This window comes from Amycolatopsis sp. BJA-103 (assembly GCF_002849735.1).
Lineage (GTDB): Bacteria > Actinomycetota > Actinomycetes > Mycobacteriales > Pseudonocardiaceae > Amycolatopsis.
Window position 1 is genome coordinate 3,724,137 of the sequence record NZ_CP017780.1, and the last position, 25,247, is coordinate 3,749,383.

The window sequence follows — 25,247 nt, forward strand, 5'->3', positions numbered from 1 at the left end:
CCCGTGCTGTCTCGGACTTCCATTCTCGTCCCCGCGGACGACCTGCTGCCGGGAATCCGCGTGTTCCTCGCGGACGAGACCCACTACCCCTCCGGCAGCCACAAGGAACCCGCCGCCCACGCGATCGTGGCCCGGGCGATCGCCGAAGGCCACGATCGGGTCGTCGTGGGCTCCTGCGGCAGCTATGGACGGGCGATGGCGACAGCCTGCGCCGCGGCGAACCTGCGCTGCACCGTCGTCCTGCCCGCCGACTGGGGCGACGGTGGCGCCTTCGCCGCCGCGACCGGCGCCGACGTCCACTTCGTCCCCGGCGGCTACGAAGACGCTGTCGAGGAGTCACACCTCCTGGCTCGCGCGAAAGGCGCGATGGACGGCAACGTCGACGGACCGTACAAGGACGTGATCCTCGAAGGACACGGTCACGTCGTCGACGCCCTGCACCGGGAGCTCGGCCCCGCCCCGGCGTCCCTGTGGATCCCGGTCGGCAACGGCACGACGCTCGTCGCCGCTTATCGGCGACTGCGCGCGCTCCGCTGGCCGGTGGCCCTTCACGGCGTCGGCTCCCCCGGCAACAACCCGATCGTGACCAGCTGGCCGGGACCGTACCGGGTGCTGCCACGCGACGCCGTCGTCACGACCGAGCACAACGAGCCCCTGGTGAACTGGCACGCCCTGCACGGCCCCGACGCGCTGACCGCGATCGACGGCTCCGGCGGCGCGGCGCACGCCGTTGACGACGACGAACTCCTTGCCGCGCAAGCTCTTTTGGCGCGGTATGGGGTGCGGCCCACGGCGGCTGGTTCGGCTGCGGTGGCCGGGTTGATGGCTCAGGCGCGGAGGGGTTCGGTCAGGGGGAATCAGATCGTTCTGTTGAGTGGCCGGTAGTGCCTCGAGGCAGGTGGGTCGGGTTGGTCGTGAGTGGCGATTCGGGTGTTGAACGTCCCAAATCCTTCACGCTCACCATGTCGCCGCTGACATTTCCCGTTCGCCCTGGTCAGGCGTAGGTAACCGAATACCGATTCGGTTCTAACCCGAAACGCCACTCAAGACCGAACTCAGCCGCCACTCACCAATCGCCCAAGCAGCGCCCCGGCATCCTCCGCAAGAGCATCACTCGCACCTTCCTCCCCCGCGAGCTGATGCAACAACGCCTGCTGAAAAACCCCATCGAAAGCCGCATAAGCAACCTGCCGCGTCACAACCGCAGACCCACCGGCAAGCTCGGCATACCGCTCCACGACACGCCAGATCATCGCCTGCCGCTGAGTGTCGATCTCGAGCACATCAGCGCGGAAAGCGGCCTCGAACAAGCTCTGGTTCCGCAGGTCGTACCAAAGCCGGTGCATCGAGGCATCGGCCCGCAACGTCCCGGCCATCGCGGCACCGAAGCCCCGCTTGAGTTCGTCGGCCGACTGCGCCGCGGCCACGGCCTCGTCGTAGCGGGTCACGCACACTTCTTCGAATTTGCGGACCGCGTAGGTCAGCAGTTCCACCTTGTCGGTGAAGTAGTAGTGCAGCACCCCGTGCGAGAAGTTCGACTTCTGCGCGATCTCCCGCAGGCTCGTCCTGGCGTACCCCAGCTCGGACAGCGCCTGCAGCGTGGATTCCGCCAGTTCCGCCCGCCGCTGGGCGAACTTGTCCACGCTCCGGCGTGCGATCCGCTCGCTCGTCTCGGTCACCACGAGTTCCTGTCCGGTCCGGGAGCCCGCGCCTGCCGCGGGGCCCACAGTCTAGCCTCGCGGAATTCTTGACGACTGTCCAAGAAAATCTTGACGACTGTCCAAAACTGGCTCAGGATGTGACCCACACCGCAACCGCGGACCGTCTCAAGGAGGAGAAGTCCATGGGTTCGTACGACCTTTCGGGCCGGAAAGCCCTGGTCACGGGCGGAGCGCAGGGCCTGGGAGCCGGGATGGCCGAAGCACTCGCCCTGGCAGGCGCCTCGGTGGTCATCGGCGATGTCCAGGAGGAGCTCGGGCGCGCCACCGCCGACCAGATCAAGCAGAAAGGCGCCGCGGCGGGCTTCGTCCGGCTGGACGTCACCGACGAGCAGAGCTGGGAACAGGCGATCAGCGCGGTCATCGGCGAGCTCGGTGGGCTGGACATCGTGGTGAACAACGCCGGTGTCGAGATCACCGGGCTCGTCGCCGAGCTGGACCCCGCCGACGTGCGCAAGATGCTCGACGTCAACGTGCTGGGCACCGCCCTCGGCGTGAAGCACGCCTTCCGCGCGATGCGGCCCGGCGGTCCCGCGGGTGCCGGTGGCGCCGTCGTGAACATCTCCTCGGTCGCCGCGACCATCGCCTTCCCCGGTATCGCGGGCTATTCGGCGACGAAGTCGGCGGTCGACCGCCTCACCAGGGTGGCCGCGATGGAGGCCGGGAAGCTCGGCTACGGCGTCCGCGTCAACTGCGTCTACCCCGGTCTCGTACCCACCCAGATGGGGAGCCAGCTCGCGCAGGACGTCGTCGAGGTCGGCCTGTTCCCCAGCGTCGAGGACGCCATCGGCGCGGTCGTCGCGCAGACCCCGGCCGGACGGCTCGGCGAGGTGTCGGACATGGCCGACGCCGTCGTGTTCCTCGCCTCCGACGCGGCTCGCTTCATCACCGGGGCCGGACTCCCGGTCGACGGCGGCATGGGCATGTGACCCCGGACGAATCGAAAGGAATCACCATGAGCAGCCCCAAACCCGTCGTGGTCTACGGCGCCTCCGGCTACACCGGACGGCTGATCTGCGAGTACCTGCGCGAGTACAACGTCCCGTTCATCGCCGCCGGCCGGGACAAGGCCCGCCTCCAGGAGGCGATCGACGGCGTTCCCGGCCTCGACACGGTCGACCACGAGATCGTCGAGGTCTCGCACGACGTCGAAGCGCTCACCGAGCTGTTCCACGACGCCAAGGTCGTGTGCAACACCGTCGGCCCGTTCAGCGAGTACGGCCACGAGGTCGTCGAAGCCTGCCTGCGTACCGGAACGCACTACCTCGACACCACCGGCGAACAGGACTGGCTGATCTCCTCGGAGGAACGCTACGGCGCGCAGATGGCGGAAAAGGGCCTTCTGCTCTCCCCCGGGATCGCGCAGATGTACACCACCGGCGAGATCGCGGCGAACCTGTGCCTGGAGACCCCCGGACTGGACACTTTGGACATCCTGGTGTTCTGGAAGGGTCATCCCACGGTCGCTTCGACGAAGACCATCCTGGTCAACGCCGCGCTGTCGGCCGCGTACTACCTCGAACAGAACGAGTACCTGCCCTGGCCCGCGGACGGCGGCCTGCAGGACGTCACCGTGCCCGGCCATCACGAAACCGGGTTGGCCCTGCCCTGGGGCGGCACGTCGCATCCGGTCTGGTTCAAGAACGACGCGCGCGTGGCCAACGTCAAGGCCGTCGGAGGCGTCTTCGACCGCGCCCTGATGCAGGGCGTGCCGCAGATCGTCGCGGCCGTGCTGGAACAGGTGAAAGACCTGCCGCTGGACGAAAAACTCCGCGTACTGGCGGAACAGGCGGCCGCGGTCCGCGACGAGATGCCGCCCCGGGAGAACCAGCGGCTCAACACCTCGTTGGATTCGGTGCACGCGTCCGGGCCACTGGGCCGCGCGCACTGCGTCATCCACGGCACCTGCAACTACAAGCAGACCGGGCTGATGCAGGCGTACGGCGCGTATTCGTTGCTTCAGCAGCCGCCGAAGCGGATCGGGTTCGCCTCCGGATGCCAGGCTTTCGGCCACCGCGAGCTGCTCGGTGTGCTGCGCGCCTTCGGGCTGGTGTCGAATCCGGTCATGACCGTTCACAGCTGACCGGAAGGACGAGCGCGTGCGATTGACCGAGTACCTCGACAAGGGCGCTTCACTCGATCCGGCGGCGCCCTGCCTCACCATGGGCGACGACTCCTTGAGCTACGGCGACGTGCGGGAACTGTCGTGGCGGGTGGGGCGGGCGCTGGCCCGGTCCGGCATCGGACCCGGCGACAAGGTGGCGATCCTGTCCGGGAACGATCCCCTGTCGTTCGGCTGCGTCTTCGGGATCAGCCGGGCCGGTGCTGTGTGGTGCCCGGTCAACCCGCGCAACGAGGCGGCCGAGAACCGGGAACTGCTCGACCTGTTCGACTGCGCCTGCCTCCTGGTGCAGGAGTCCTTCGCACCGCTCGTCTCCCGGATGCTTCCCGACCTGCCGAAGCTGACCACCGTGGTCTGTCTCGACGGCTCGATGCCCGGCGCCGTCCCGTTTTCCGAGTGGCTCGACGGCGCCGGCACCGAACCGTGGGAGGAGACACCGCCGGACGACCTGGTCATGCTCGTCGGCACCGGCGGCACCACGGGCCGCCCCAAAGCGGTGATGCTCAGCGGAACCAACGTCGAGACGATGTCTGCGCTCACGCTGATGAGCTACCCGTTCACCGGGCGGCCGCGTTACCTGGCGCTCGCGCCGCTCACCCACGCGGCGGGCGTGCTCTGCTTCCCGGTCATGACGCTCGGCGGGGAGATCGTGGTCATGCCGTCGCCCGACCTCGGCGAGTTCGCCGCCCTGGTGGAACGCCGCCGGATCACGCACACCTTCCTGCCACCGACGTTGATCTACCTCCTGCTCGACAATCCGGCGCTGGACCGCGCCGATCTTTCGTCGCTGCAATGCCTTTGGTACGGCGCCGCACCGATGTCGGCCACCAAACTCGCCGAAGCGATCACCCGGATCGGCCCCGTCTTCGGGCAGCTGTTCGGGCAGAGTGAAGCCCCCATGATGATCTCCACCCTCGCCCCGGCCGACCACGTCCGCGCCGACGGATCGCTCGCCACGGAACGGTTCACCTCCGCCGGACGGCCGACACCGCTGACCCGGGTCGCGATCATGTCCGGGAAGGGTGAGATCCTGCCGCCGGGCGAACGCGGCGAGATCGTCGTCCGCGGTTCGCTGGTGATGCCCGGCTACTACAAGAATCCGGACGCGACAGCGGAAGCGAGCGCGTACGGCTGGCATCACACCGGCGATATCGGGTACCTCGACGAGGATCACTACCTCTACATCGTCGACCGCGCCAAGGACATGATCATCACCGGCGGCTTCAACGTCTATTCGGCCGAGGTCGAACAGGCGCTCATGGCCCACGAGGCGGTGCAGGACTGCGCTGTGATCGGCCTGCCGCACGAGAAATGGGGCGAGCAGATCACCGCCGTGGTCCAGCTCCATTCGGGCAGGACAGCGCCGGCCGACGAGCTCCGCGCCGCGGTCAAGGAACGGCTGGGCAGCGTCAAGACACCGAAAGAGGTCCTGATCTGGCCGGATCTCCCCCGGTCCAAAATCGGCAAGGTGCTCAAGACCGAGATCCGGAAAGCCTTGCTGGACAACGACTAACGCCGCGCGAGTTCTTCGGCGGTCGGCAAGGGCCACTCGTAGCGTTCCTTGGCGATGCGGAGGTGCACCCACGTTTCCGCCGTCACCACGTCGGGCCTGCCGCTGATCTCCTCGAGCGTCCGGTCGAGGTCTCGCGCGGACTGCGCCGCGATGGTGGCGACGACGTCGAACCGGCCGATGGTCCTGGCGAGGAACTCGGTGTCGTCGCGCGCGGCGAGCGCCGCCGTCACGGCGTCCCCGGCGCCCCGCACGTTCAGGCCGATTCCGCACACCAGGCCGGCGTCCGGGCGAGCACGGCTGAGCACCGGCGCGATCCGGATGACGTCGTGTTCGACGAGGTACCGCACGCGGGTGCGGGTGGCCGACGCCGACAGCCCGACGTGTTCGGCCATGCGCGCGAAACTCTCCCGCCCGTCGGCCTGCAACCGCAGCATGATCGCGAGATCGCGATCGTCCAGCCGCAGCCAGGGTGGCAGCGGGCGGCCCGGCATGAACAGGCCTTTGACCACGTCCACATAGACGAGGGTGTTGACCTGCTCCACCTCCGGCAGTCCCCGGATGTCCGCCACCGTGCGGTAGAGCTCCGGGGAGTCGGGCAGGCGCAGCTCGGCGACGGTCTGGTACTCCCCGCTCACCGCGGAAACGAACGCCGCAGCAGGGAGTGCCGCGATGGCGTCCGTCGTCGCCTGGGACCGGCCGGACGTGCGGATCGCGAGGTGCGCGTACGCGGTCAGGCCGAGGAACTCGGGATGGACCGCCGCGACCACGTTGAGCGAACCGTCGGCCTTCAGCTGCTCCAGGCGGGCCGAAACGGCCGAGCGTGACGCGCCGAGGCGTTTGGCCAGATCGGCCACGCTCATCCGGCCGTCCGCGCGCAAAGCCGCGACCAAGGCGTCGTCCACGGCAGTTTCTCCTCCGCTGAGTTTCCGCCGACAAAGGGAAACATATCACTCGCCTCAAGCCATCCTGCGCAGCGTGAATAAAGGGTTCTGACCTTTGGTGATGACATATCGATCGTGAGCACCGTCCGTGTGCGAGTGATCTGATTGCGTTGAGCCGCCCTCCTCGCTTACCTTCGCCCCACTTCACCGCCGAATCCCAGGAGTCCGCCGCGATGCGCCAGTTGCCCCCAGATCGTTCAGTCCTCGACGCGACCGCGACGATCCTGCATCCCGAAGCGCTGGTGACCGTCGACGACGCCACCGAAGGCGCCGCCGCGGTGCTCGTGTTCGGCGAGGAGATCGCCGCGGTCGGCTCGGTGGACGAATGCCGCGCCCGCGCGGCCGGGCTCGGTCATCCCTCGCCGGAGGTGCGGCGGCTGCCGGGCACGCTCCTGCCCGGGTTCGTCGATCCGCACGCGCATCCCCTGATGTACGGGCAGATGATGACGTGGGTGGACTGCGGTCCCGAGCGGGCTTCGACCATCCCCGGCATCGTCGCGCTGCTGCGCGAGGCGGCCGAGAGCGCTCCGGCGGGCAGGCCTGTCCGAGGTTACGGCTACGAACACCGCAATCTCGCCGAGAAACGCCATCCCCGCAAGGAAGAACTCGACGCCGTCGCCGAAGACCGCGAGGTCTACCTCATGAACGCCAGCGGACACGGCGGCGTGGTGAACAGCTACACGTTGCGGAGCAACGGCATCACCCGCGACACCCCGGACCCCGACGGCGGGGTGTTCTTCCGGGACGCGCGCGGCGAGCTCACCGGGGAACTCTCGGACGCGGCGTGCAACATCCTCACCGGCGTCTCCGGGGTGAAGGTCGGCCACCACGGACCGAACTTCCACCTCGAGGACGAGCCGGACGAGCACGAACGGCAACTCGCCGCCGCGCAGGAGAAGTTCCTCGCCGCGGGCGTGACCGCGATCGGCGACGCCCAGGTCACCCGCCGCGAGTTCGACATGTACCTGCGGCTCGACGAAGCCGGACGGCTCAAGACGCGAGTGCACATGTACCTGCTGTCGCACCTGCTCGACCAGAGCCTCGAAATGGGCCTGCACGGCGCTTTCGGTACTCCCCGCCTCTCCTTCGCGGGGATCAAGTTCTACGCCGACGGCACGCTCGGCGGGTGGACCGCGTACTTCCCGGACGGCTACGTCGGGGATCCGTGCCGCACCGGGCAGCTCTACCACGATCCCGCGGACTACGCGGCGCTGATCGACAAGGCGCACGAGGCCGGGCTCCAGACCGCGACCCACGCCCAGTCCCCCGACGCGATCGGCATGGTGCTCGACGCCATCGAGGAAGCGCAGCGGAGGAATCCCCGGCCCGACGCCCGGCACCGCATCGAACATTGCGGGCTGCCGTCCCCGGCGCAGATCGAGCGGATGGCCTCGCTCGGCGTCCACCCGGTCAACCAGCCGCAGCACTACTACAACTGGGGCGAGGGCGTCACCGACGCCGTCGGCACCCCCGGGGAGCGGTTCAACCCCCTCGGCGAGTTCCAGGCGGCGGGCGTGCCGGTCACGCTCAGCTCGGACGCCCCGGTCGCGGAACCGAATCCGCTCGAAGCCATCCAGACCGCCGTGACCAGGACGACCCGGCGCGGCCACCGGCTCGGCGGCGACGACCTGCTGATCGACGTCCGGTCGGCCGTCGCCGCGCACACGATCGCCGGCGCCCGGGCGCTCGGCCGCGAGCGCGACCTGGGCTCCATCACGCCCGGCAAACGCGCCGATTTCGTCCTTCTCAGCGAGAATCCCCTGACCAGCGAGCCGAGCCGGATCGCCGGAATCCGCGTGCTGGAAACCTGGATCGACGGCGAGGTGGCCCGATGACCGTCCGAACCGATACCCAGTCACTCCGGCGGGCCCGCCGGGCCGGGCTCGCGGCCTTCGTCGGTACCACCATCGAGTGGTATGACTTTTACGTCTACGCCACGGCCGCCAGCCTGGTCTTCGGCACCGTGTTCTTCCCCGAAACCGGCGACAGGCTGACAGGGGTCGCGGCGGCCTTCGCGACGTACGCGGTCGGGTTCTTCGCCCGACCGCTCGGCGGCATCGTGTTCGGGCACATCGGTGACCGGGTCGGCCGCAAGACGGCGCTCGTGGTGACCCTCACGATGATGGGCGCAGCGACGTTCCTGGTCGGCTGCCTGCCCGGGTACGCCCAGATCGGCACCTGGGCGCCCATCCTGCTCGTCGTGCTCAGGTTCGTCCAAGGGCTCGCCGTCGGCGGCGAATGGGGCGGCGCCGTGCTCATGGCCGTCGAGCACGCGCCGCCGGGCAAGAAGACCTTCTACGGCGCCTTCGCGCAGGCGGGGAACCCCGCGGGCGCGTTGCTGGCCACCGGCCTGTTCAGTCTGCTGAGCACCGGTGGCACCGAATGGCTGAGCACGGTGGGCTGGCGGATCCCCTTCTTCGCGTCCGTGCTGCTCATCGGGGTCGGTCTCATCGTGCGCCTGAAGGTCGAAGAGTCACCGGTCTTCGAGGAAAGCACCGAGGAAACCGGCGTCCCGCTCCTGTACGCGGTCCGGACGAACTGGAAGCCGATCCTGCTCGGCATCTGCGTGCTGCCCGTCGCCGTCGGGGGCTACTACCTCGTCACCACCTTCGCGACGGCGTACGCGACCGATCCCGCGGTCGGTGTCTCCGAATCGCTCGTGCTCAACGCTCTCACCATCGCCGCCTTCGTGGAACTGGTCGTCAGTTTCGGCGCGGCCTGGCTCGGCGACCGGTTCGGCCGGGTGCGGGTGGTCGTCATCGGCCTCGTCGGCGTCGCCTTGCTCGCGGCTCCGCAGTTCTTGGTGCTCTCGACGAAGAACGCGGTGCTGATCATCGCGGCGTTCGTGGCGATGCGCCTGGCGATGACAGCGACCTACAGCCCGATCGCGGCCATCCTGTCGCAGATGTTCCGCCCGCGGGCCCGGTACACCAGCATCTCGTTGTCCTACCAGCTGGCGGGTGCGCTCTTCGGCGGTCTCTCGCCGCTGGTGTCGACGCTGCTGTTCCAGGCGACCGGCAGTGTCTGGCCCGCGATCGGCCTGCTGATCGGCATGTGCGTGCTCAGCATCGCCTGTGTGCTGGCCGCTCCCCAGCACGCCGACGACGTCTAGCGGATGCGAAGGCGCCGCATGAGCTTCAGCCCGGAAAGCATCCCTTCGACGTACTTCTCGTAGGTCTGGCCGCCACGGGGACCCATGACCTGTTTCTTGAGCACCGCCAGGTTCTTGACGTCGGTGTACTTGAGCAGGCCCTGGTCCCCGTGGCGGGCGCCGACGCCCGAACTCTTGACGCCGCCCGACGGTGTTCCCTTGGCGGCGTAGGCGGTGGCCAGGATGTCGTTGATGTTGACGTTGCCGGACTCGATCCGCGACGCCACCGCACGGGCGGCGCCGACGTCACGGCCCCAGACCGAGGCGTTGAGACCGTACTCGGTGTCGTTGGCGAGCGCGACGGCCTCGTCGACGGTGCGGTACTTGTGCAGTGCGACAACGGGTCCGAAGGTTTCGGTGACGCCGCAGAGCATGTCCTTCGTGACGCCCTCGAGGATCGTCGGCTCGAAAAACGCCGGGCCGAGGTCCGGCCGCGGCTTCCCTCCACAAAGGACAGTTGCCCCCTTGGCCACGGCGTCGTCGACGTGCGACTTGACCCGGCCCAGGTGGTCCGGGGAGACGAGCGAGCCCATGTCGGGGCCGAAGTCGTAGGCGGCGCGGACGTCGAGTGCCTCGGTCTTGGCCACATACGCGTTCTTGAACTCGTCGTAGCGGGACTCCGGCAGGTAGATCCGCTCGATGTGCATGCAGATCTGCCCGGTGTTGCCGAACGCCCCGAAGATCGCGCCCTGCACGGCCTCGTCCAGCGCGGCGTCTTCGAGCACGATCATCGGGTTCTTGCCGCCGAGTTCGAGGCAGCAGCCGATGAGGTTCCGGCCCGCCCGTTCGCCGATCACCCGGCCGGTGGCCGTGGAACCGGTGAACATCACGTAGTTCGCCTGGTCGATGAGCGTGGGGCCGACGTCCGGGCCCTCGCCGCACACCACCTGGAACAGGCCCTTCGGCAGCCCGGCCTTCTCCAGCAGCTCGACACCGTAGAGCGGGGAAAGCGCCGTCTTGTTGTCGGGTTTCAACACGACCGCGTTGCCGGCCATCAACGCCGGGATGGCGTCGGAGATGCCGGTGGCGAACGGGAAGTTCCACGGCGCGATGATGCCGACCACGCCCTTGGGCTGCCGGATCTCGGTCGACGTCGTCAGGAACGGGACCGGTCCCCCACGTTTGGTCGGCGCCAGGAGTTTGGCGGCCCGTGTGAGGTAATGGCTCATCACCATCGCCGGGTCGCAGGTCTCCTCGATCGCCATCCGGCGGTTCTTGCCGCTCTCGGCCTGGATGAGGTCGGTGACGATCGGCGCGTTGTCGACGAAGAGCGTGTGCGCCCGCTTGAACACCTCCAGCCGCTGTTTGAGCGGCGTCGCGGCCCATTTCTCCTGCGCGGCGCATGCGGTGGCGAACGCCTGCTCGATGTCGGCGGGCGACGACTGGGGCAACTCGACGAGCACCTCGCCGGTGTAGACCTCGGTGAGCTTCCAGGTCGCGCCGGAAGAACCCGGCACCCGGGCGACGAGCCGCCGCAGGAACGCGTCGGTCACCGACGCCGGACGGGTGAGCGCGAGCGGTGTGACGGTCATGGCCCTCTTTCCGTCAGTTGTCCGAGTGGCTGTTGGTGAACCCGCGGCCGCGATCGACGTCGGCAGAGCGCTCGCTGGTAATGCACGTTCCGGTAGGCGAACAGGGCGCCCTGCCACCGCGATAGCGGGGCCTTCGGCCGGGCGGGTTCACGCGTAGGGTCAATTTTCCTGACATGTCTCAGCTCCGCCGTCGGGCTCCGAGAGGACGAGCTGCGCGCCCATCTCGCCGATCATGATCGCGGGCGCGTTGGTGTTGCCTCCGGTGATCGACGGCATGATCGAGGCGTCGCAGACCCGCAGGCTTTCGACACCGCGGACCTTGAGGTCGGGACCGACGACAGCGAGTTCGTCGACGCCCATCCGGCAGGTCCCGACACCGTGGTACACCGAGGTCGCGCGATTCAGGATCGCGTCGCGCAACTCCTGGCCCCGCAACCCCTTGCCCGGGTGGAGCTCTTCCTTGATCGAGCCGTTGAACGCCCCCGAGGCGAAGATCTCGCGGACCATCTCCGACCCCTCGCCGAGCACTTCGAGGTCGGCGGGGTCGGACAGGTACTGGAAGTCGATGAGCGGCGCCGCCGTGGGATCGGCCGAGGCGAGGCGCAGGGTTCCGCGGCTCCTCGGGTAGATCAGCGTGGTCAGCACGGTGAGCGCCGGGCGCTTGTCGACGTCGTGCCGGATCGGCGCGTCCTGGTTGGGCGTCACGTACGCCCACGGCAGGAGATGCAGCTGGAGGTCGGGGACCTCGGTGGCCTGGGACGTCTTGAGGAAGGCGACAGCCTCGAAGACCGAGTTCGCCAGGAAGGTCGTGCCTGGCCGCATCAGTTCCTTGACGAGGCCGCTCGCGAAGTACGGGGGCGTGCCCTTGTTCCTGCTCGACGACGCGCGGAAGGTCAGCGCGTGGAACATGTGGTCGTGCAGGTTGTCGCCGACCGGCAGATCCGCGAGCACGTCGATGCCGTGCTCCTTCAGGTGCTCGGCGTGGCCGATCCCGGACAGCATCAGCAGCTGCGCGGAGCCGACGAAGCCCGCAGACAGGATGACCTCCTTGCCGGCGCGCAGGGTGCGGCGGCTCCCGTCCGCGTCGACGACCTCGACGCCGACCGCACGGCCGTTCTCGATGAGCACCTTCTTCGCCAGCACCCCGGACTGGACCTGCAGTGTCGCGGGCGCGAGGTGGTGGATGTAGCCGCGCGAGGCGCTGTAGCGCAGGCCGTCGGCGGCGTTCTGCTGCATCCGGCTGACGCCCTCTTGCGACTCGGCGTTGTAGTCGTCGAGGATCTCGCAGCCGATCGCACCGGCGGTCGCCTCGAGGAACTGGAGCGTGCCCTCCTGCGGGATCTTGTTGCGGGTGACCCGGATCGGCCCGCCCGCGCCCCGGAACTCGCTCTCGCCGTCCTCGAAGTCCTCCATTCGCTTGTAGGCGGCGTTGACGCTGTCGGCGTCCCAGCCCTTGTTGCCCTCGGCCGCCCAGGAGTCGAAGTTGGCGCGGTTGCCGCGGACGTAGACCATCCCGTTGATGGAACTGGAGCCGCCGACCACCTTGCCGCGCGGCACCGGCATCCGGCGATCGAGAACGTGTTTCTGTGGCACCGAGTAGTAGCCCCAGTCGAAGGGCTTCTTGAGCTGGGGCACCGCGTGCATCGGGCCGACCAGTCCCGGCTTCTTGACGAGCAGCTTCTCGTCACTCTTGCCCGCCTCGAGCACGATCACGCTGGCACCGGACTCCGCCAGCCTGCCCGCAATCGCGGCCCCCGAGCTACCCGATCCGACGACCACGTAGTCGGCTTCGTCGCCGCGCGGCGCCTTGTTCGCCATTTCCGCTCCTCGGTCCGCCCGCCGTCCAGAACTATAACCTGTTCTAGTTCCGTCACCGTATAGCGAGACCGGCCGGTTCCGCAACGCCCAGGGCGGCCCCTCCGCGCGGAGAGGCCGCCCCGGCCGTCAGCGCAGCGGTTCGAGCGCCTTCGCCAGCGGCTCCAGAACCGCGGGGGTGTGCGGCGGCGGCAGGTAGATGATCGCCAGGTCGAGCCCGGCCTCGCCGAGGGCTTCGGCTTCCCCGGCGACCTTGGCGTAGTCACCGTCCGCACCGAGCCGGACGTGCGAGGACAAGGTGATCTCGCCCGGGTCCCGGCCGATGTCCGCGCAGTGACGGTGCAGCACCTCGCGCTTGTGCGCGAACTCCTCCGGCGTGCCGCCGACGAAATTCCAGTGCTGGGCGTACTTCGCGGCCGTGCGCAGGGTCCGCTTCTCGCCGCTGCCACCGATGCAGATGGGCGGATGCGGCTTCTGCACGCCCTTCGGTTCACAGCGGGCGTCGGTCAGCTGGTAGTGCTCGCCCTGGAACGTGGTGGTCTCCTGGGTCAGCAGCCCGACGAGGACCTCACAGCCCTCCTCGAACCGGTCGCTCCGCGCTTTGACCGTGCCGAGCTCCATGCCGTACGCGCCGGATTCCTCTTCGTTCCAGCCCGCGCCGATCCCGATCTCCAGGCGGCCGCCGGAAACGATGTCGAGCGTCGCGGCCATGTTCGCGAGCAGCGCGGGGTGGCGATAATGGATCCCGCTGACCAGCGTGCCCAGCCGGAGCCGTTTCGTGGCCTGCGCGAGCGCGGTGAGGGTCACCCACCCTTCCAGGCACGGACCGGTCGAATCCGAAAAAATGGGGTAGAAGTGATCGAAGGTCCAGCCGGATTCGAAGAGTTCGATCTCGTCCGCGGCCTGCCAAACGGCGAGCATGTCGGACCAAACGGTGTCCTGGGGTGAGGTTTTGATGGCGAATCGCATGATCTTGATCGTAAACCTGGAGTTCATCCAGGAGCGCCCGCTTTCTTCGCGGCCCGCACCAGGCCGCCGCCGATGATCAAGCGCTGGATCTCGCTGGTTCCTTCGTAAAGCCGCATGAGCCGGACGTCGCGGTAAATACGCTCGACCGGGACCTCGCGCATATAGCCGCTGCCGCCGTGGACCTGCACCGCGAGATCCGCGGCCTTGCCCGCCATCTCGGTGCAGAACAGCTTCGCCGCCGACGGCGCGATCCGGCGATCCTCACCGGTCACGTAGAGCCGGGCGGCCTCACGGGCGAGCGCACGTCCGGCGAGGACGCCGGTCTGCTGATCGGCGAGCATCGCCTGCACCAGCTGGAAATCCCCGATCGGCGTGCCGCCCTGGGTCGCCGTCGCCGCGTAGGACACCGACTCGTCGAGCGCCCGCTGCGCGGCCCCGACCGCGAGACCCGCCATGTGGATCCGACCACGGGCCAGCGACGTCATCGCTGCCTTGTAGCCGACGTCGCCATCCCCGCCGACCAGCGCCTCCGGACCCACCCGGACCTGCGAGAACGTGACGTCCGCGGTCCGCGAACCCTCCTGCCCCATCTTCGCGTCCTTCGCGCCGACCTGGATCCCCGGCGCGTCGGCGGGTACGAGGAACACCGCGATCCCGGTCCCGGATTCGGACGCGGGCCGGACGCGGGCGAACACCACGAACAACCCGGCCTCGGTGGCGTTGGTGATGAACTGCTTGCCGCCGTCGAGGATCCAGCCGTCGCCGTCCGGCTTCGCGCTGGTCCGCAGTCCGGCCGGGTTGGACCCGGCACCCGGCTCGGTGAGCGCGAAGGACGCCACGACGTCACCGGACGCGATGCCGGGCAGCCACCTGGCCTGCTGCTCCTCGGTGCCGAATCCGACCAGGACCTGCCCTGCGATGCCGTTGTTCGTGCCGAACATCGACCGTAGCGCCAGGGACGTGTACCCCAGCGCCATCGCCACCTCGACGTCCTGGACCAGGTCGAGCCCGAGGCCGCCCCACTCCTGCGGGATCGCGTAGCCGAACAGCCCCATCTCCGCAGCCTGCGCCCGCAGGTCGGCCGGGATCGCGTCCATGTTCATGATCTCGAGCTCACGAGGCATCACGCGGGTGCGCACGAAGTCGTTGATCTGGCCGAGGACGTCCGCGAAGACGTCGTCAGGGACGTCGGGATTGCCGGTGTACATGCCCCTCACTATCGATCACCGGCGTGGATCGGTCCACTCCCTCGGGTGGACCTGGCCGGGAGATCTATCGGAGAACTTGATCATCGCCCTACCGTCGTCTCATGCGCACCCGTACCGCTTTTCTCGCCGTCGCCAGTGCCGCCGCCCTGTGTTTTTCGATTCCGGCGGTGGCGTCCGCGGCCGAAGGGGAATTCACCTACCGTTACTACGACGCGGACGAAGAGATCCAGATCGGCATCCTGGTCGATCCGCCCAGCGGCGAATGCATCGAAATCCCCGAAATAGCCGACTGGGACGTCGACGCGTTCCGTCCGCGCAACGACACCGATTCACGGGCAGTGGTGTTCCTGGACGACGACTGCAAGAGCGACTCCTACTTTTCGCTCCGCCCCCACGGTGGCCGTGGTTCCGACAGGCTCCTTCTGCGCTCAGTGATCTTCAACTAGTACTCGCTGGCCTATCCGGAGCCGGACCGGATCGTCCCGACCTCGCCGCGGTCGCCTATCTCGCCCAATTCGGGCTATCCCTGGGACGCACCCCGTTCCCGGTGCTGACCATGCACACCGTCGCGGACGGCGTCGCGCCCGCGGCCCACGAACGCGCCTACGCCGAACGAGCCGGTGAACGGCGGAACCTCCGTCAGCTGTTCGTGAACCGGGCCGGGCATGCGAAACCCGGGTCACGACCGCCCCCGCGTTCGCGCTGCACTCCCCTCCCCCGTATCCGCGGATCCTGCCGTTCTAGGTCCCGGCGAGGATCGTCAGCCGGTAGGCGGACAGGACACGGTTGACCGGGAGGAAGTAGGTGGAACCGCCGGAAGAGCAGTTGCCGCTGCCGCCGATCAGCACCCCCTGCGCCTGCGTCCCGCTGACGAACGGCCCGCCGTTGTCGCCGGGCTCGGCGCAGACGGAGGTGCGGGTCAAACCGGTCAAAGTACCTTCGGGGAAGGTGATCGACACGTTCTTCGCCAGGATGGTCCCGCACCGCCAGCCGGTGGTCGACCCGTACTTGCACACCGAGGCGCCGACCGGCGCCTCGACCGCGCCGCCGATCGTCACCCGGCTGTCGACGGGCGGGATCGACGCGACCAGCCGCCAGTCGGTCGTATTGGTCACGCGGATGACGATCGCGCCGGTCGGCGGGATCTGGGCCGCCGCGACCACCCCGACCACGCGACCCGCGCTGCGGATGGTGTCGCCAGGCCTGCCGCAAGCGGAACTCGCGATCAGGTAGCCGACGTTGCCCGAGACCGCGGCGAACCCGGCGGTACACCGGGACGAGGCACCGGATTGCAGCACGCTCCCGCCACCGAGCGCGGCGGGAGCGGCCGCTTGCGCGGTGGGCGGCAAAGCGAGGCAGAAGACCAGAACCAGGCCGAGCAGTCTCATGTGACCCTCCGATGGCCAGGGGATGCCCTGATCCTAATCAGGCCCGGCACCCCTGCCCATCGGCCGAATCGCGCATTCTCAGCGCCAGCCGAGCTCCGGCGCCACGTGCGTGAGGATGCTCTCGAGCACGTGCGCGTTGTACTCGACCCCGAGCTGATTCGGGATGGTCAGCAGCAGGGTGTCCGCGGCCTGGATCGCCTCGTCGGCCTTGAGTTCGCGCACCAGCTCGTCCGGCTCGGCGGCATAGGAACGCCCGAAGATCGCCCTGGTCGTCTCGTCGATCATGCCGACCTGGTCACGCGATTCGCGGTCGCGGCCGAAGTAGGCACGGTCGCGGTCGTTGGTCAGCGCGAAAATGCTGCGGCTGACCGACACCCGCGGCTCGTGCGCGTGACCGGCTTCCTTCCAGGCCTCGCGGTAGGCCTCGATCTGCTTGCGCTGCTGGACGTGCAGCGGCTCACCCGTCTCGTCGTCCTTGAGCGTGGAGCTCTGCAGGTTCATGCCCAGCTTCGCGGCCCACACACCGGTCGCGTTGGAGCTGGAACCCCACCAGATGCGCTCCCGCAACCCCTCGGAGTACGGCTCGAGCCGAAGCAGCCCGGGCGGATTCGCGAACATCGGGCGCGGGTTCGGCTGCGCGAAGCCCTCCCCGTCAAGCAGCTTCAGGAAGACCTCGGTGCGCTGCCGGGCCATGTCCGCGGCCGTCTCCCCCTCCGCCGGCCCGTACCCGAAGTACCGCCAGCCGTCGATCACCTGCTCCGGGGATCCCCGGCTGACACCGAGCTGGAGCCTGCCGCCGGAAATGAGGTCGGCGGCGCCCGCCTCCTCGGCCATGTACATCGGGTTCTCGTACCGCATGTCGATCACGCCGGTACCGATCTCGATCTTCGAGGTCCGGGCACCGATCGCCGAAAGCAATGGGAACGGACTCCCGGCCTGCCGCGCGAAGTGATGTACGCGGAAGTACGCGCCGTCCACGCCGAGCTCCTCGGCGGCGACGGCCAGGTCGATCGACTGATGCAGGAAGTCGGCGGCGGACCGGGTCTCGGAGTGCGCGCTCGCCGACCAGTGGCCGAACGAGAGGAAACCAATCTTCTTCACGGACGTGTAAGCGCTGGGTGACCGGGTTTGATTCCCTCGGTATCGACGGCTCACTCCCGTCGACCGTCACTCCAGGTTACCTTCTACTCACATATCGAATTTATGGTCGCTGACCTGGGGACTCACACACGATGACCACCCAGGACGGAGTCGAGAATCTGTCGGACGGTAACCGATCATGATCTCAAGGTGCGTCTCCGTGACGATACGGACCCCCCTGATTCGGGCCTCTCCGGTGACGTATAGTCTCTTCTCATCAGCAAGTCCGAGTGGCGGAATGGCAGACGCGCTAGCTTGAGGTGCTAGTGTCCTTAACGGACGTGGGGGTTCAAGTCCCCCCTCGGACACACGCAGTATCTACACCGGGGCTGGTCATCGCATAGATGGCCAGCTCTTTTGGTTCGTAGCGTAACTCCAGATTCAACCGCTGGTAGAGCCGGGCCAGCCCAGCTGGCTTCGCATCGGCGAGCATTGCTCCGACGTCACCGAGCGAATCGATCATCGCGTAGATCTCTCCGTCCGTGACTCTCCGGCTCGCAGGCGCTCCGTCCAGCTCGGCCTTCGCCGCAACTCGCTCCGCGTGTGCCTGGTTCATGGCATCGACGACGGCCGTGGGATCCACCCCTGCCCCGATAGCTTCCTGGAACCGGCGAAGTCGCGCCTCCGCGTCCGACAGTCGGCGCCGAGCTGCCTCATGCGCAGTTCCGGTGTTCCCGCCAGCGGAGTCAAGTAGCGCCGCAACGGTCTGGTCGACATTGTCAGGCGCGAACAGCCGCCCGATCCAGCCGTTGAGCGCTTCGACCACCGTGCTTTCACGCAGATTCACGGTCTTCGGGTGGTCGGCGAGCATCGCCGAGCCGGGAGCCATTGTCCGCGCCGTACAGCGGTAGTACGCACCTTTCCGAATGGTCGCGCCCTGCATCTTCCGGTGGCAAACTCCGCAACGGATCAGTCCGCGCAGAAGGTAGGTCCGCGCTGTGCTGCGAGCGCCTCGCTCCGCCTTCCGCGCGGTCACTAGGCCGCCGCTCGCCTTCGAGCGACGGAGCAACTGAGCTTGCGTGAACGTCTCGACAGACACGATCTTTGGATGAGCCTGACTCCTCGACCGCACCACGCGGTCCGGAGAGGCGCGCCGAAAGCGGACCACGTGGCCGGCTGCTACGTCGTCGGGATCCAGCAACATCTCGTGCTTGGCCCAGCGACCGAAGATCGCGTAGCCGGTGTACCGCGGATTCTCCAGAATCGCTCGAACCGTGCTTGCCTGCCAGCCGTCCGCTAACCGATGCTGATTCTGATCTGGCCGTTTCGCCGACGGGCACGGGATTCCTTCGAGATTCAGCATGTTCGCGATCGCGCGATCGCCGCTCCCGTCGAGATACTCGGCAAATATACGACGAACCACCTCGGCGCCAGGCTCGTCGAGCGCGAGCAGACGCAGCCGGAACCCCTCGGCCGCTTTCCGCGGGTTCGGGTGTGGCCCGCCATCTACGACCACGTACCCGTACGGGGCGCGGCCACCCTGGTGACGCCCTTCGTTGACGACCTGTGCGTCCATCGCCGCCCGGACGCGCGCCTGAACGTGCTGCCGCTCCGACTCGCTCATGCCGCCGAGCACGCTCATCAGCATCTTGTGCGACGGATTCCGGGGATCGAACTTCCCTCCCAGCTCTGGCACCCACAAGTCCACGCCGTACGCGGCGAACCGCGGAGCGATGAGCGAGAACTGGTTGCCGAACCAGCACCGGGTGCCCTCACCGACGACCAGGGCGTTCCACGTCCGGCGCGGGTTCTTCAGCTCGGCGAGCAGACGCGACGCTTCGGTCCTCCGCTCCCACGGCACTGACCGCGACTGACCCACGTCGAAGTACTCGGCCACGATCCGACCGCCCAGCGGCTCCGCAAGCCGTCGCGTTTGCGCCAGCTCTTCCGACCTTCTCCTGGAGCCGATGCTCGGAGGCCGTGTGCGCGGCACTTGCTGAACGCCACTCGAACCCGCGGGCTTCCGACTTTGAGCGCCGTTCTCTGCGCTACCGAGCTACCCCGCGGCAAGTCATGACATCGCTAACCGACGCCTCGATCCCCGTCTTCCAGCTTGAGCTTGACCCACTTCTGCTCCTGCCGATCCGGCTGTTCGTGCTGTGTCTTCTCACTGACGTCAGGTGGCAGGAAGAGAGCGCTCTTGCGACGCGCCTTCGCGTCAGCTCACGAGTCCTCACCCCTCATACCGACAGGCTGCTCGCGGCCGGGTACCTGGCTCGACACGAAGGGCATCGAAGCCTGCTACGTCTCACCGAACTTGGCTTCGAGCGACTTACCAGTCACGTGACCGCGTTCCAGCGAGTCGCTAGCCGAGCCGTAGACCTCGTCGCTGCGCAGCGCGCCGGCCCAGTTCACCGATGTGACACCTGAAGCCGCTGTCTCTCCAAAGACACGCCCCCAACGGCGATACGTGGCGGGCGTGACGGCTTCAAAGCCAGCCGATCCAATCGTCACACGAGGCGTTCCCGCAGGTCATTGCTACTTTCACCTGTCACAACGCCTTCGGCGGCACGTGCCTCGCGAGACGGCCGATCTGTCCCCATGTCCAGCACGGCATTCGCCACGACACCCTGAGCAGGAACTGGTGAAATCGAAAAGCGGCCCCAGTTGTCTACGGCAAAGCAGAGGGAACTGGGTGCAGAACTGCGCCGGATCCGTATGCGCGCCGGCTACCTCGCAACCGACATGAGCCGCATGCTCGGCTGGCCAGCCTCCACGATCTCGCGCCTGGAGAGCGGCCTACGCAGCTACCAAGCCGGCAACATCGCCATCTACCTCGCCCGAGCGAAAACCACCCCACAGGAACTCGACGACCTCGTTGCCCTCGACCGCCGTCCCGACGACGGCTACCAAGTCAGGAGCCACCCCGCAGGCTTCCCCGACGACGTTCCACTCATCACCATGCTCGACACCGGCAGTCATTCCATCACGATCTACAACCGTGTAGACATCCCGCGGCAACTCCAGATCGAACCGTACATCCGCGAAACCCTCACCAGAAACGGATACGAGGACGGTCCCGCTCTCGACACCGCCGTGCGTACGCGACTTGCCAGGCCAACCTTACTCACGATTCCGGATTCTTTAACCGTCTACTTGCACGAAACTGCACTGCTCGAATCATCCAGATACCCCACACTCAAGCACGAGCAAATACTGCACCTGCTGATCGTGTCTTCGTTAGCTCGACACCACATCCATGTCGTTCCTGCAACCTCCGACTTAACCGACATCCACGCCGGATTCACTCTCTATCGACACAATCAGCACCAACCAGTAGTCCATCACCAACAACCCACCACAAGCCTCTTCCTTGAAGACGACCACAACATCGCTTTTTACGTACGCCAACTCGAGCGCATCGCCAGTCAGGCCCTCACTCATCAGAAAACCCGCGACTGGCTCACCAGCAACCTGACTAAGCTCGACGCGCAAGTCAGCCGCCCAAGAAACTAATCCCAGGCGAGCTCTGCTTTGCGATGCTAGCGGCCACTTCTGTCTACGCACGTCGCTCAACCCAGTAGCCCTAAACCTGGATAGAACCCTTGCTTTAAAGCGCATAGCACATTAGGGGGTCAGACTTAGCATAAAACATAAGTGATCTCAGTCCGCGTTCTCACTCAACATCACCCTCCTTGACGCTGAACCACTCCTCGCGAGTAGCTATCTTGTCAACAGAAATTGCCCTACTCGTTGAACTTCTCCTATGAAGCGAAAACGCCACGCCGGTCAGCGAAGGTGGATATTTTCCTCCCTGGCGAAGTGCCGACCGGAGAATCTCCACGCCCGGATCATCCTGCCCGTAAACATGGTGCCCATATCTTTCAAACATCATGTATGGCTCGCCAGCATCCATGCAATCTTGCAGTATCTTAAAAGATTCATTGTCCAACTTGCCGCGAATAACCCGATCCACGATTCGAGGCAATACAAATGCGGCAATCTGCCTTTTTGGCAAACCAGATGAAAGGCGAAGACAGAGGTCTGCGGTAAGCCGATCAGACGCTCGCTCTCCTAGTGCCATGAGGGTACTATACGAAAGTCGGTCGCTTGACGGAATCGAATCGATTAGCACGCTTTCCCGACGACGAGGAAAAGGAGCTGTCAGAATTCCTCCGACGAATTTATCTCTAGCCTCGGCAGGAATTAGAGCGATCGCGCGATCGAGATTCCTAGCCAGGCGGATAATGAGATCAGATGACGACCAATAAACGAGTGCTAAAGACCAGATTTGAGCGTCCAAACTTGAGGTAATCCGATCGAACTGTTGGATCCACCAAGATTCCTTGCCGCCTCGAATGCGTGCATAACGAAAACGCCTAGGCAAAGACACCAATTCATCGTCAATTAAGTGATGAGCACCCTGGCCACGCTCATCTTTTGAAACAATTCCTGCCGCCAAAGCGCTAATCTGTATGGACGACAAGTTGCGACTAAATTGAGACTCTAATAACGTTACCATTCTCTCCCATGGCTCAAGCTCGCGATTTGAATGCTGACTGTAGGCGAGAGCCATCTTTTGCAGCAAGTCATTAAAAGGCATGAGTTTATCATTGTTCACGCTAGCGCGCATGGCTTCATGCCAGCGATCTCTTAGTCCATACATTATCCAGGCCTGCGGATGCGTCACTGCAAGTAGGCCACTCAGGCCGCTCGATCTCGACACAATCTCAAGAGGTCTGGAACTTCCTAACCCGAGAATGCTCTGAACAAACAGATTCTGTTCTTCCCTGGGCAAGAAATTAAAGTGATCTTCTGCCCCTCGGAGAGCTAACGCACGTTCTCCGAGTTGTTTGGATGTTCCAACCTGAAGAGTCGACGAATACTCAATGGCGGTGAGCGACGAGGTCACTCTAAGATGATCAGCAATCTGCGCCCACCTTGTTCGATTCTTAGTCGACTTCAGTGTTCTATAGTGCTCAGACCATTTTTGATGAATCTTGGGCGTGACATCTACGGCTTGAATCAGTGAGCACCATATATAAGCCCAGTCATTCGCGCTATCGGCGATAATACGATTCCATATAAGCTGACTAGCATATTCGGCGCCGCCCCCACCTGGCCAGAGCTGGAACTCGCCTACATCATTCGCCAAATACCGGCCTGTATGAAGGTTTGCCGCCCAAATAATGCCGGCATCATCCAGAAGTCTCTCTACGACCATTTTTACAGTCGATGGAACCTGTGCAAAAACCCAGTCTTGCAGCAATGCCAACGCAAGTCGACGTGGGTAGAAATCTAGTTCAGCATCAGTCGATACGATTAGATTGCATACGCGATGTGCAAGATCCATGATCTCGCCCTTTGAAAAAAACCCAGCATAAAACCTAGTAACGTTCATCCAGTAAGGATTTGGTGCGATTCCGTCGAAACGATCCGGCTTAGTGCCTTTTCGCTCTCGTCCCGGAGGAGAGTAGGGTGCCGTAGTGTATAAATGCCTTGCGGCGAAATACTCACGAATGGGCTGGACTTCAAACTCAAAAGTCCCTTCGACGCGTGAAACAATCGCAACAACTCGCTGGACTAGTGCATCAAAGAGTCTTTGAGTGAGTTCAGGATCGTGACCTTCGAGTTGTAGATATGAGCCAACTAACTTACGAAGTTCGTCGCTTCCAATTCGACCAGTTGATCTCTGTTCTTCTGCACGAGCGTGCAGATAGTAAGCAAGATATCCATGCAGGTCGAGTATTAGCGGCCTATTGTCTCGCACGTCTTCGCTTTTGTCAGACTCTCTACTCAGAAACAGTTCCAGATAAGAAGTATATAGCTCTGTTCTCTTGTCTGGAAGACTGCTCCCTCTAGACAGTACAAGACTCAGCAGGATAGTCAGCTGCATTGTATTCTTGGCAAGTTCTGCCATATGAGTAGACTCAAGCTTATTCCGGAGAATCTTTTGTAACTCATTCGCGTCTCGCGTAAGAAGTCCGCGAGCAGCAGACCACTGATTGGCATACTCAAGTGCAAGCACGGTTCGGATTGGCTGCAGGTTATAGTGTACGAACTTTGTTCGATCGATCTTCGGCGCGCTAGATATTGCCGTAGGTCGGCTTGTAATCAAGACTATAATGTCGGCGCCGGGGACTTGAAGTCGCTCTGAAGCTGCCTCTATTTCCGCCACTACCTTCTTGCGATCCGTAAGGTCTGCCACTTCATCTAGCGCATCAAGCATGATCAGACATGGAGTTACGGCAAGAAGTGCTCGCAGGTCGTCAACACTGAAGCTGGATCCCCCAGAATATCGTCGGATATGCGCAGCTAACGCCGATTCCAGCGAGGGAATCTCTGCATGAACTGCGGAGTCATCAGAATCCCATGGGTCGCGCCCATTGAGCCATCGCGAAAGATCTCTCAACTCAATTTTTAGTGGAAGTAATACGGGACCATTTGTGTGACAACTGGGCAGACGTTCAAGTTCATCGTTCTTTTTCAGAAACCTTGCACGTTGTATTTGTGCAAGATATTGCGTAAGCGTGGTCTTTCCTTGTCCGGGCGCTCCTTCGATCACCAGTTTTCTAATGGCAGCAGACTGGACTTGATCACAAATAAGCTGGGCCGCACCTGGCCATTGAATACTTTGCCTACCCCGCGAATCAGCCGCACGGCGTCGTGGTCCGTTTGCTCTCGCCTCGACCGCCAGGGCGATATCCTCGGCAATAGATGTACGCCGCGCTTCATATGGCCGCTTATCGGTCAGGCGGTCAGCTTCTACCAGTGGGCGAATTGGTACGTCGATATACAGGTCGAAAAGCTTTGTAGTAAGCATCTCAACTTGCTTGAACCGAAGATTCTCGTCGGTCAAGTACTGATCACGCAAGTAGGCTTCGACTGCGCCTCGACGACGCGATACCGTCTCATTGCCAGACGACTCCCACAAGAGTCTCAAGAAATCTGGACCATTCAGAATGTGCGGAAATCGGAGCTTCAGATCGTAACTTCCATCCAATCGTCGATCAAGGTCATCCCGCCACAGGCACTGACCTTGCCCAGAAATGTGACTGTTAAGGTAATTGTTCACTTTATCAATCGTCCCGGAATCTAGATGAGAAGTCCCAGGAACGTTGCTAACAAAAATGTACTTACTCATACCGCGAGCTTCAAGCTGCTTTAACTTCGGCACTTCGTTGGCAATGGTATCAATAACCCATTTGAACGGGTCTTCGATTTTCGATGGGTTTCTCGAAAATTTTACTTGCAGAACGACGCCACTTGTATTATTGTGCGCAAGCGTGAACCCATCTCGGCCGCCATCAGGCATTCCTACGGGCAGACATTGCAACCCAGGGTACTCCTTAACTAGGAGCGCTTGCACTAGATGCTGAAAATGCTCGTCAAGCAACAATTCATACCCATAGGTGACGCCCCGCTGAGTGCCGGGTTCCGAATCGAATGACATATCGAAATCCTTTGCATATCCCACAAATACGGACTAGGTAGTCTTCTTGATGAGCATCCGCGACATATCCTTATCAAGAAATCCTTCTCGTCTGTCGATAAAAGCGTCTAGCACTGAAGCAGCGGGCACTATAATCATTTAGCGACGTTAGGCTGCCGGGAACCTCGCCGACCTTGTCGAAGTCGATAGGGTCAGGGTTCATCCACGCCGAACTCGGCTCGGTTCGAGACAGCGAGTTCGATACCAACGCTTGCGCTACGGGATGTGCAGACACGTCGGCGAGAAGAATTTTCACGGCCTCTCGCAGGTAGAGACTCTCCAACTGGACTGGGATAACCTTCAGTGGTTGCACACGTC

General features: G+C 64.6%; 18 protein-coding genes and 1 tRNA gene. 9 read left to right on the top strand and 10 right to left on the bottom strand.

Annotated features, from left to right (window positions below):
• Positions 1 to 3 precede the first annotated feature (3 nt).
• Positions 4 to 885, top strand: a complete 882-nt coding sequence (locus BKN51_RS16155; protein ID WP_101608450.1) for a pyridoxal-phosphate dependent enzyme — start codon at positions 4 to 6, stop codon at positions 883 to 885.
• A gap of 170 nt (positions 886 to 1,055) precedes the next feature.
• On the opposite strand, the gene BKN51_RS16160 is transcribed toward BKN51_RS16155, so the two are convergent.
• Positions 1,056 to 1,679 (bottom strand): TetR/AcrR family transcriptional regulator, encoded by a 624-nt coding sequence (locus BKN51_RS16160; RefSeq protein WP_101613249.1) that lies wholly within the window; start codon positions 1,677 to 1,679, stop codon positions 1,056 to 1,058.
• Between the two features lie 164 nt (positions 1,680 to 1,843).
• Between BKN51_RS16160 and BKN51_RS16165 the strand changes: the two genes are divergently transcribed.
• The 3 genes from BKN51_RS16165 to BKN51_RS16175 are packed head-to-tail and all read left to right on the top strand — an operon-like array spanning position 1,844 to position 5,353.
• Entirely contained in the window at positions 1,844 to 2,647 is an 804-nt protein-coding gene (locus tag BKN51_RS16165; RefSeq protein ID WP_101613250.1) for an SDR family NAD(P)-dependent oxidoreductase, read from the top strand.
• Between the two features lie 26 nt (positions 2,648 to 2,673).
• On the top strand, positions 2,674 to 3,801 hold the full coding sequence (locus tag BKN51_RS16170) for a DUF5938 domain-containing protein (RefSeq protein WP_101613251.1): 1,128 nt from the start codon (positions 2,674 to 2,676) through the stop codon (positions 3,799 to 3,801).
• A gap of 16 nt (positions 3,802 to 3,817) precedes the next feature.
• Positions 3,818 to 5,353, top strand: coding sequence for an AMP-binding protein (locus BKN51_RS16175; RefSeq protein ID WP_101608451.1), 1,536 nt, complete (start codon positions 3,818 to 3,820; stop codon positions 5,351 to 5,353).
• Here the strand turns inward: BKN51_RS16175 and BKN51_RS16180 are convergent.
• A complete protein-coding gene (locus BKN51_RS16180; RefSeq protein WP_101608452.1) occupies positions 5,350 to 6,255 on the bottom strand; it encodes an Lrp/AsnC family transcriptional regulator in 906 nt (301 codons plus the stop codon). The two genes, BKN51_RS16175 and BKN51_RS16180, sit on opposite strands and share 4 nt — an antisense overlap.
• 212 nt (positions 6,256 to 6,467) lie before the next feature.
• Between BKN51_RS16180 and BKN51_RS16185 the strand changes: the two genes are divergently transcribed.
• Both BKN51_RS16185 and BKN51_RS16190 read left to right on the top strand, forming a co-directional pair.
• Positions 6,468 to 8,129: an amidohydrolase gene (locus BKN51_RS16185; protein WP_101608453.1), complete on the top strand. Its 1,662-nt coding sequence runs from the start codon at positions 6,468 to 6,470 to the stop codon at positions 8,127 to 8,129.
• Positions 8,126 to 9,406, top strand: coding sequence for an MFS transporter (locus BKN51_RS16190; RefSeq protein ID WP_101608454.1), 1,281 nt, complete (start codon positions 8,126 to 8,128; stop codon positions 9,404 to 9,406). Before BKN51_RS16185 ends, BKN51_RS16190 begins: the two co-directional genes overlap by 4 nt.
• Here BKN51_RS16190 and BKN51_RS16195 read toward each other — a convergent pair.
• The 4 genes from BKN51_RS16195 to BKN51_RS16210 all read right to left on the bottom strand — a co-directional run bounded on the left by BKN51_RS16195 (position 9,403) and on the right by BKN51_RS16210 (position 14,969).
• Positions 9,403 to 10,977: a succinic semialdehyde dehydrogenase gene (locus BKN51_RS16195; protein ID WP_101608455.1), complete on the bottom strand. Its 1,575-nt coding sequence runs from the start codon at positions 10,975 to 10,977 to the stop codon at positions 9,403 to 9,405. The two genes, BKN51_RS16190 and BKN51_RS16195, sit on opposite strands and share 4 nt — an antisense overlap.
• Positions 10,978 to 11,136: 159 nt before the next feature.
• On the bottom strand, positions 11,137 to 12,795 hold the full coding sequence (locus BKN51_RS16200; RefSeq protein ID WP_101608456.1) for a GMC family oxidoreductase: 1,659 nt from the start codon (positions 12,793 to 12,795) through the stop codon (positions 11,137 to 11,139).
• 126 nt (positions 12,796 to 12,921) lie between these two features.
• Positions 12,922 to 13,761 carry an LLM class F420-dependent oxidoreductase gene (locus BKN51_RS16205; RefSeq protein ID WP_168214337.1) on the bottom strand — a complete coding sequence of 280 codons (840 nt, stop codon included), beginning with the start codon at positions 13,759 to 13,761 and terminating at the stop codon, positions 12,922 to 12,924.
• A 23-nt stretch (positions 13,762 to 13,784) separates the two neighbouring features.
• On the bottom strand, positions 13,785 to 14,969 hold the full coding sequence (locus tag BKN51_RS16210; RefSeq protein WP_101608457.1) for an acyl-CoA dehydrogenase family protein: 1,185 nt from the start codon (positions 14,967 to 14,969) through the stop codon (positions 13,785 to 13,787).
• Positions 14,970 to 15,070: 101 nt separating this feature from the next.
• On the opposite strand from BKN51_RS16210, the gene BKN51_RS16215 reads away from it, so the two are divergent.
• A complete protein-coding gene (locus BKN51_RS16215) occupies positions 15,071 to 15,415 on the top strand; it encodes a hypothetical protein (RefSeq protein WP_101608458.1) in 345 nt (114 codons plus the stop codon).
• Positions 15,416 to 15,709: 294 nt separating this feature from the next.
• On the opposite strand, the gene BKN51_RS16220 is transcribed toward BKN51_RS16215, so the two are convergent.
• Positions 15,710 to 16,357 (bottom strand): S1 family peptidase, encoded by a 648-nt coding sequence (locus tag BKN51_RS16220; protein WP_101608459.1) that lies wholly within the window; start codon positions 16,355 to 16,357, stop codon positions 15,710 to 15,712.
• 78 nt (positions 16,358 to 16,435) lie between these two features.
• Positions 16,436 to 17,458, bottom strand: coding sequence for an LLM class flavin-dependent oxidoreductase (locus BKN51_RS16225; RefSeq protein WP_101608460.1), 1,023 nt, complete (start codon positions 17,456 to 17,458; stop codon positions 16,436 to 16,438).
• 263 nt (positions 17,459 to 17,721) lie between these two features.
• On the opposite strand from BKN51_RS16225, the gene BKN51_RS16230 reads away from it, so the two are divergent.
• A tRNA-Leu gene (locus BKN51_RS16230) sits at positions 17,722 to 17,805 on the top strand.
• Here the strand turns inward: BKN51_RS16230 and BKN51_RS16235 are convergent.
• A complete protein-coding gene (locus tag BKN51_RS16235; protein WP_101608461.1) occupies positions 17,787 to 19,430 on the bottom strand; it encodes a recombinase family protein in 1,644 nt (547 codons plus the stop codon). The genes BKN51_RS16230 and BKN51_RS16235 overlap by 19 nt on opposite strands.
• Positions 19,431 to 20,104: 674 nt before the next feature.
• Between BKN51_RS16235 and BKN51_RS16245 the strand changes: the two genes are divergently transcribed.
• The gene (locus BKN51_RS16245; RefSeq protein ID WP_102906599.1) at positions 20,105 to 20,953 is read left to right on the top strand and encodes a helix-turn-helix domain-containing protein; all 849 of its coding nucleotides are present in this window, start codon (positions 20,105 to 20,107) and stop codon (positions 20,951 to 20,953) included.
• A 160-nt stretch (positions 20,954 to 21,113) separates the two neighbouring features.
• Here the strand turns inward: BKN51_RS16245 and BKN51_RS43100 are convergent, their stop codons facing one another.
• Positions 21,114 to 24,890 carry an NACHT domain-containing protein gene (locus tag BKN51_RS43100; RefSeq protein ID WP_146044323.1) on the bottom strand — a complete coding sequence of 1,259 codons (3,777 nt, stop codon included), beginning with the start codon at positions 24,888 to 24,890 and terminating at the stop codon, positions 21,114 to 21,116.
• Positions 24,891 to 25,247: the final 357 nt, after the last annotated feature.

Excerpts from the sequence above, each read along its gene's own strand:
- BKN51_RS16165 (WP_101613250.1), top strand. The coding sequence starts at position 1,844 with ATGGGTTCGTACGACCTTTCGGGCCGGAAAGCCCTGGTCACGGGCGGA.
- BKN51_RS16170 (WP_101613251.1), top strand. The coding sequence starts at position 2,674 with ATGAGCAGCCCCAAACCCGTCGTGGTCTACGGCGCCTCCGGCTACACC.
- BKN51_RS16185 (WP_101608453.1), top strand. The coding sequence starts at position 6,468 with ATGCGCCAGTTGCCCCCAGATCGTTCAGTCCTCGACGCGACCGCGACG.
- BKN51_RS16190 (WP_101608454.1), top strand. The coding sequence starts at position 8,126 with ATGACCGTCCGAACCGATACCCAGTCACTCCGGCGGGCCCGCCGGGCC.
- BKN51_RS16195 (WP_101608455.1), bottom strand. The coding sequence starts at position 10,977 with ATGACCGTCACACCGCTCGCGCTCACCCGTCCGGCGTCGGTGACCGAC.
- BKN51_RS16200 (WP_101608456.1), bottom strand. The coding sequence starts at position 12,795 with ATGGCGAACAAGGCGCCGCGCGGCGACGAAGCCGACTACGTGGTCGTC.
- BKN51_RS16205 (WP_168214337.1), bottom strand. The coding sequence starts at position 13,761 with ATGCGATTCGCCATCAAAACCTCACCCCAGGACACCGTTTGGTCCGAC.
- BKN51_RS16210 (WP_101608457.1), bottom strand. The coding sequence starts at position 14,969 with ATGTACACCGGCAATCCCGACGTCCCTGACGACGTCTTCGCGGACGTC.
- BKN51_RS16215 (WP_101608458.1), top strand. The coding sequence starts at position 15,071 with ATGCGCACCCGTACCGCTTTTCTCGCCGTCGCCAGTGCCGCCGCCCTG.
- BKN51_RS16220 (WP_101608459.1), bottom strand. The coding sequence starts at position 16,357 with ATGAGACTGCTCGGCCTGGTTCTGGTCTTCTGCCTCGCTTTGCCGCCC.
- BKN51_RS43100 (WP_146044323.1), bottom strand. The coding sequence starts at position 24,890 with ATGTCATTCGATTCGGAACCCGGCACTCAGCGGGGCGTCACCTATGGG.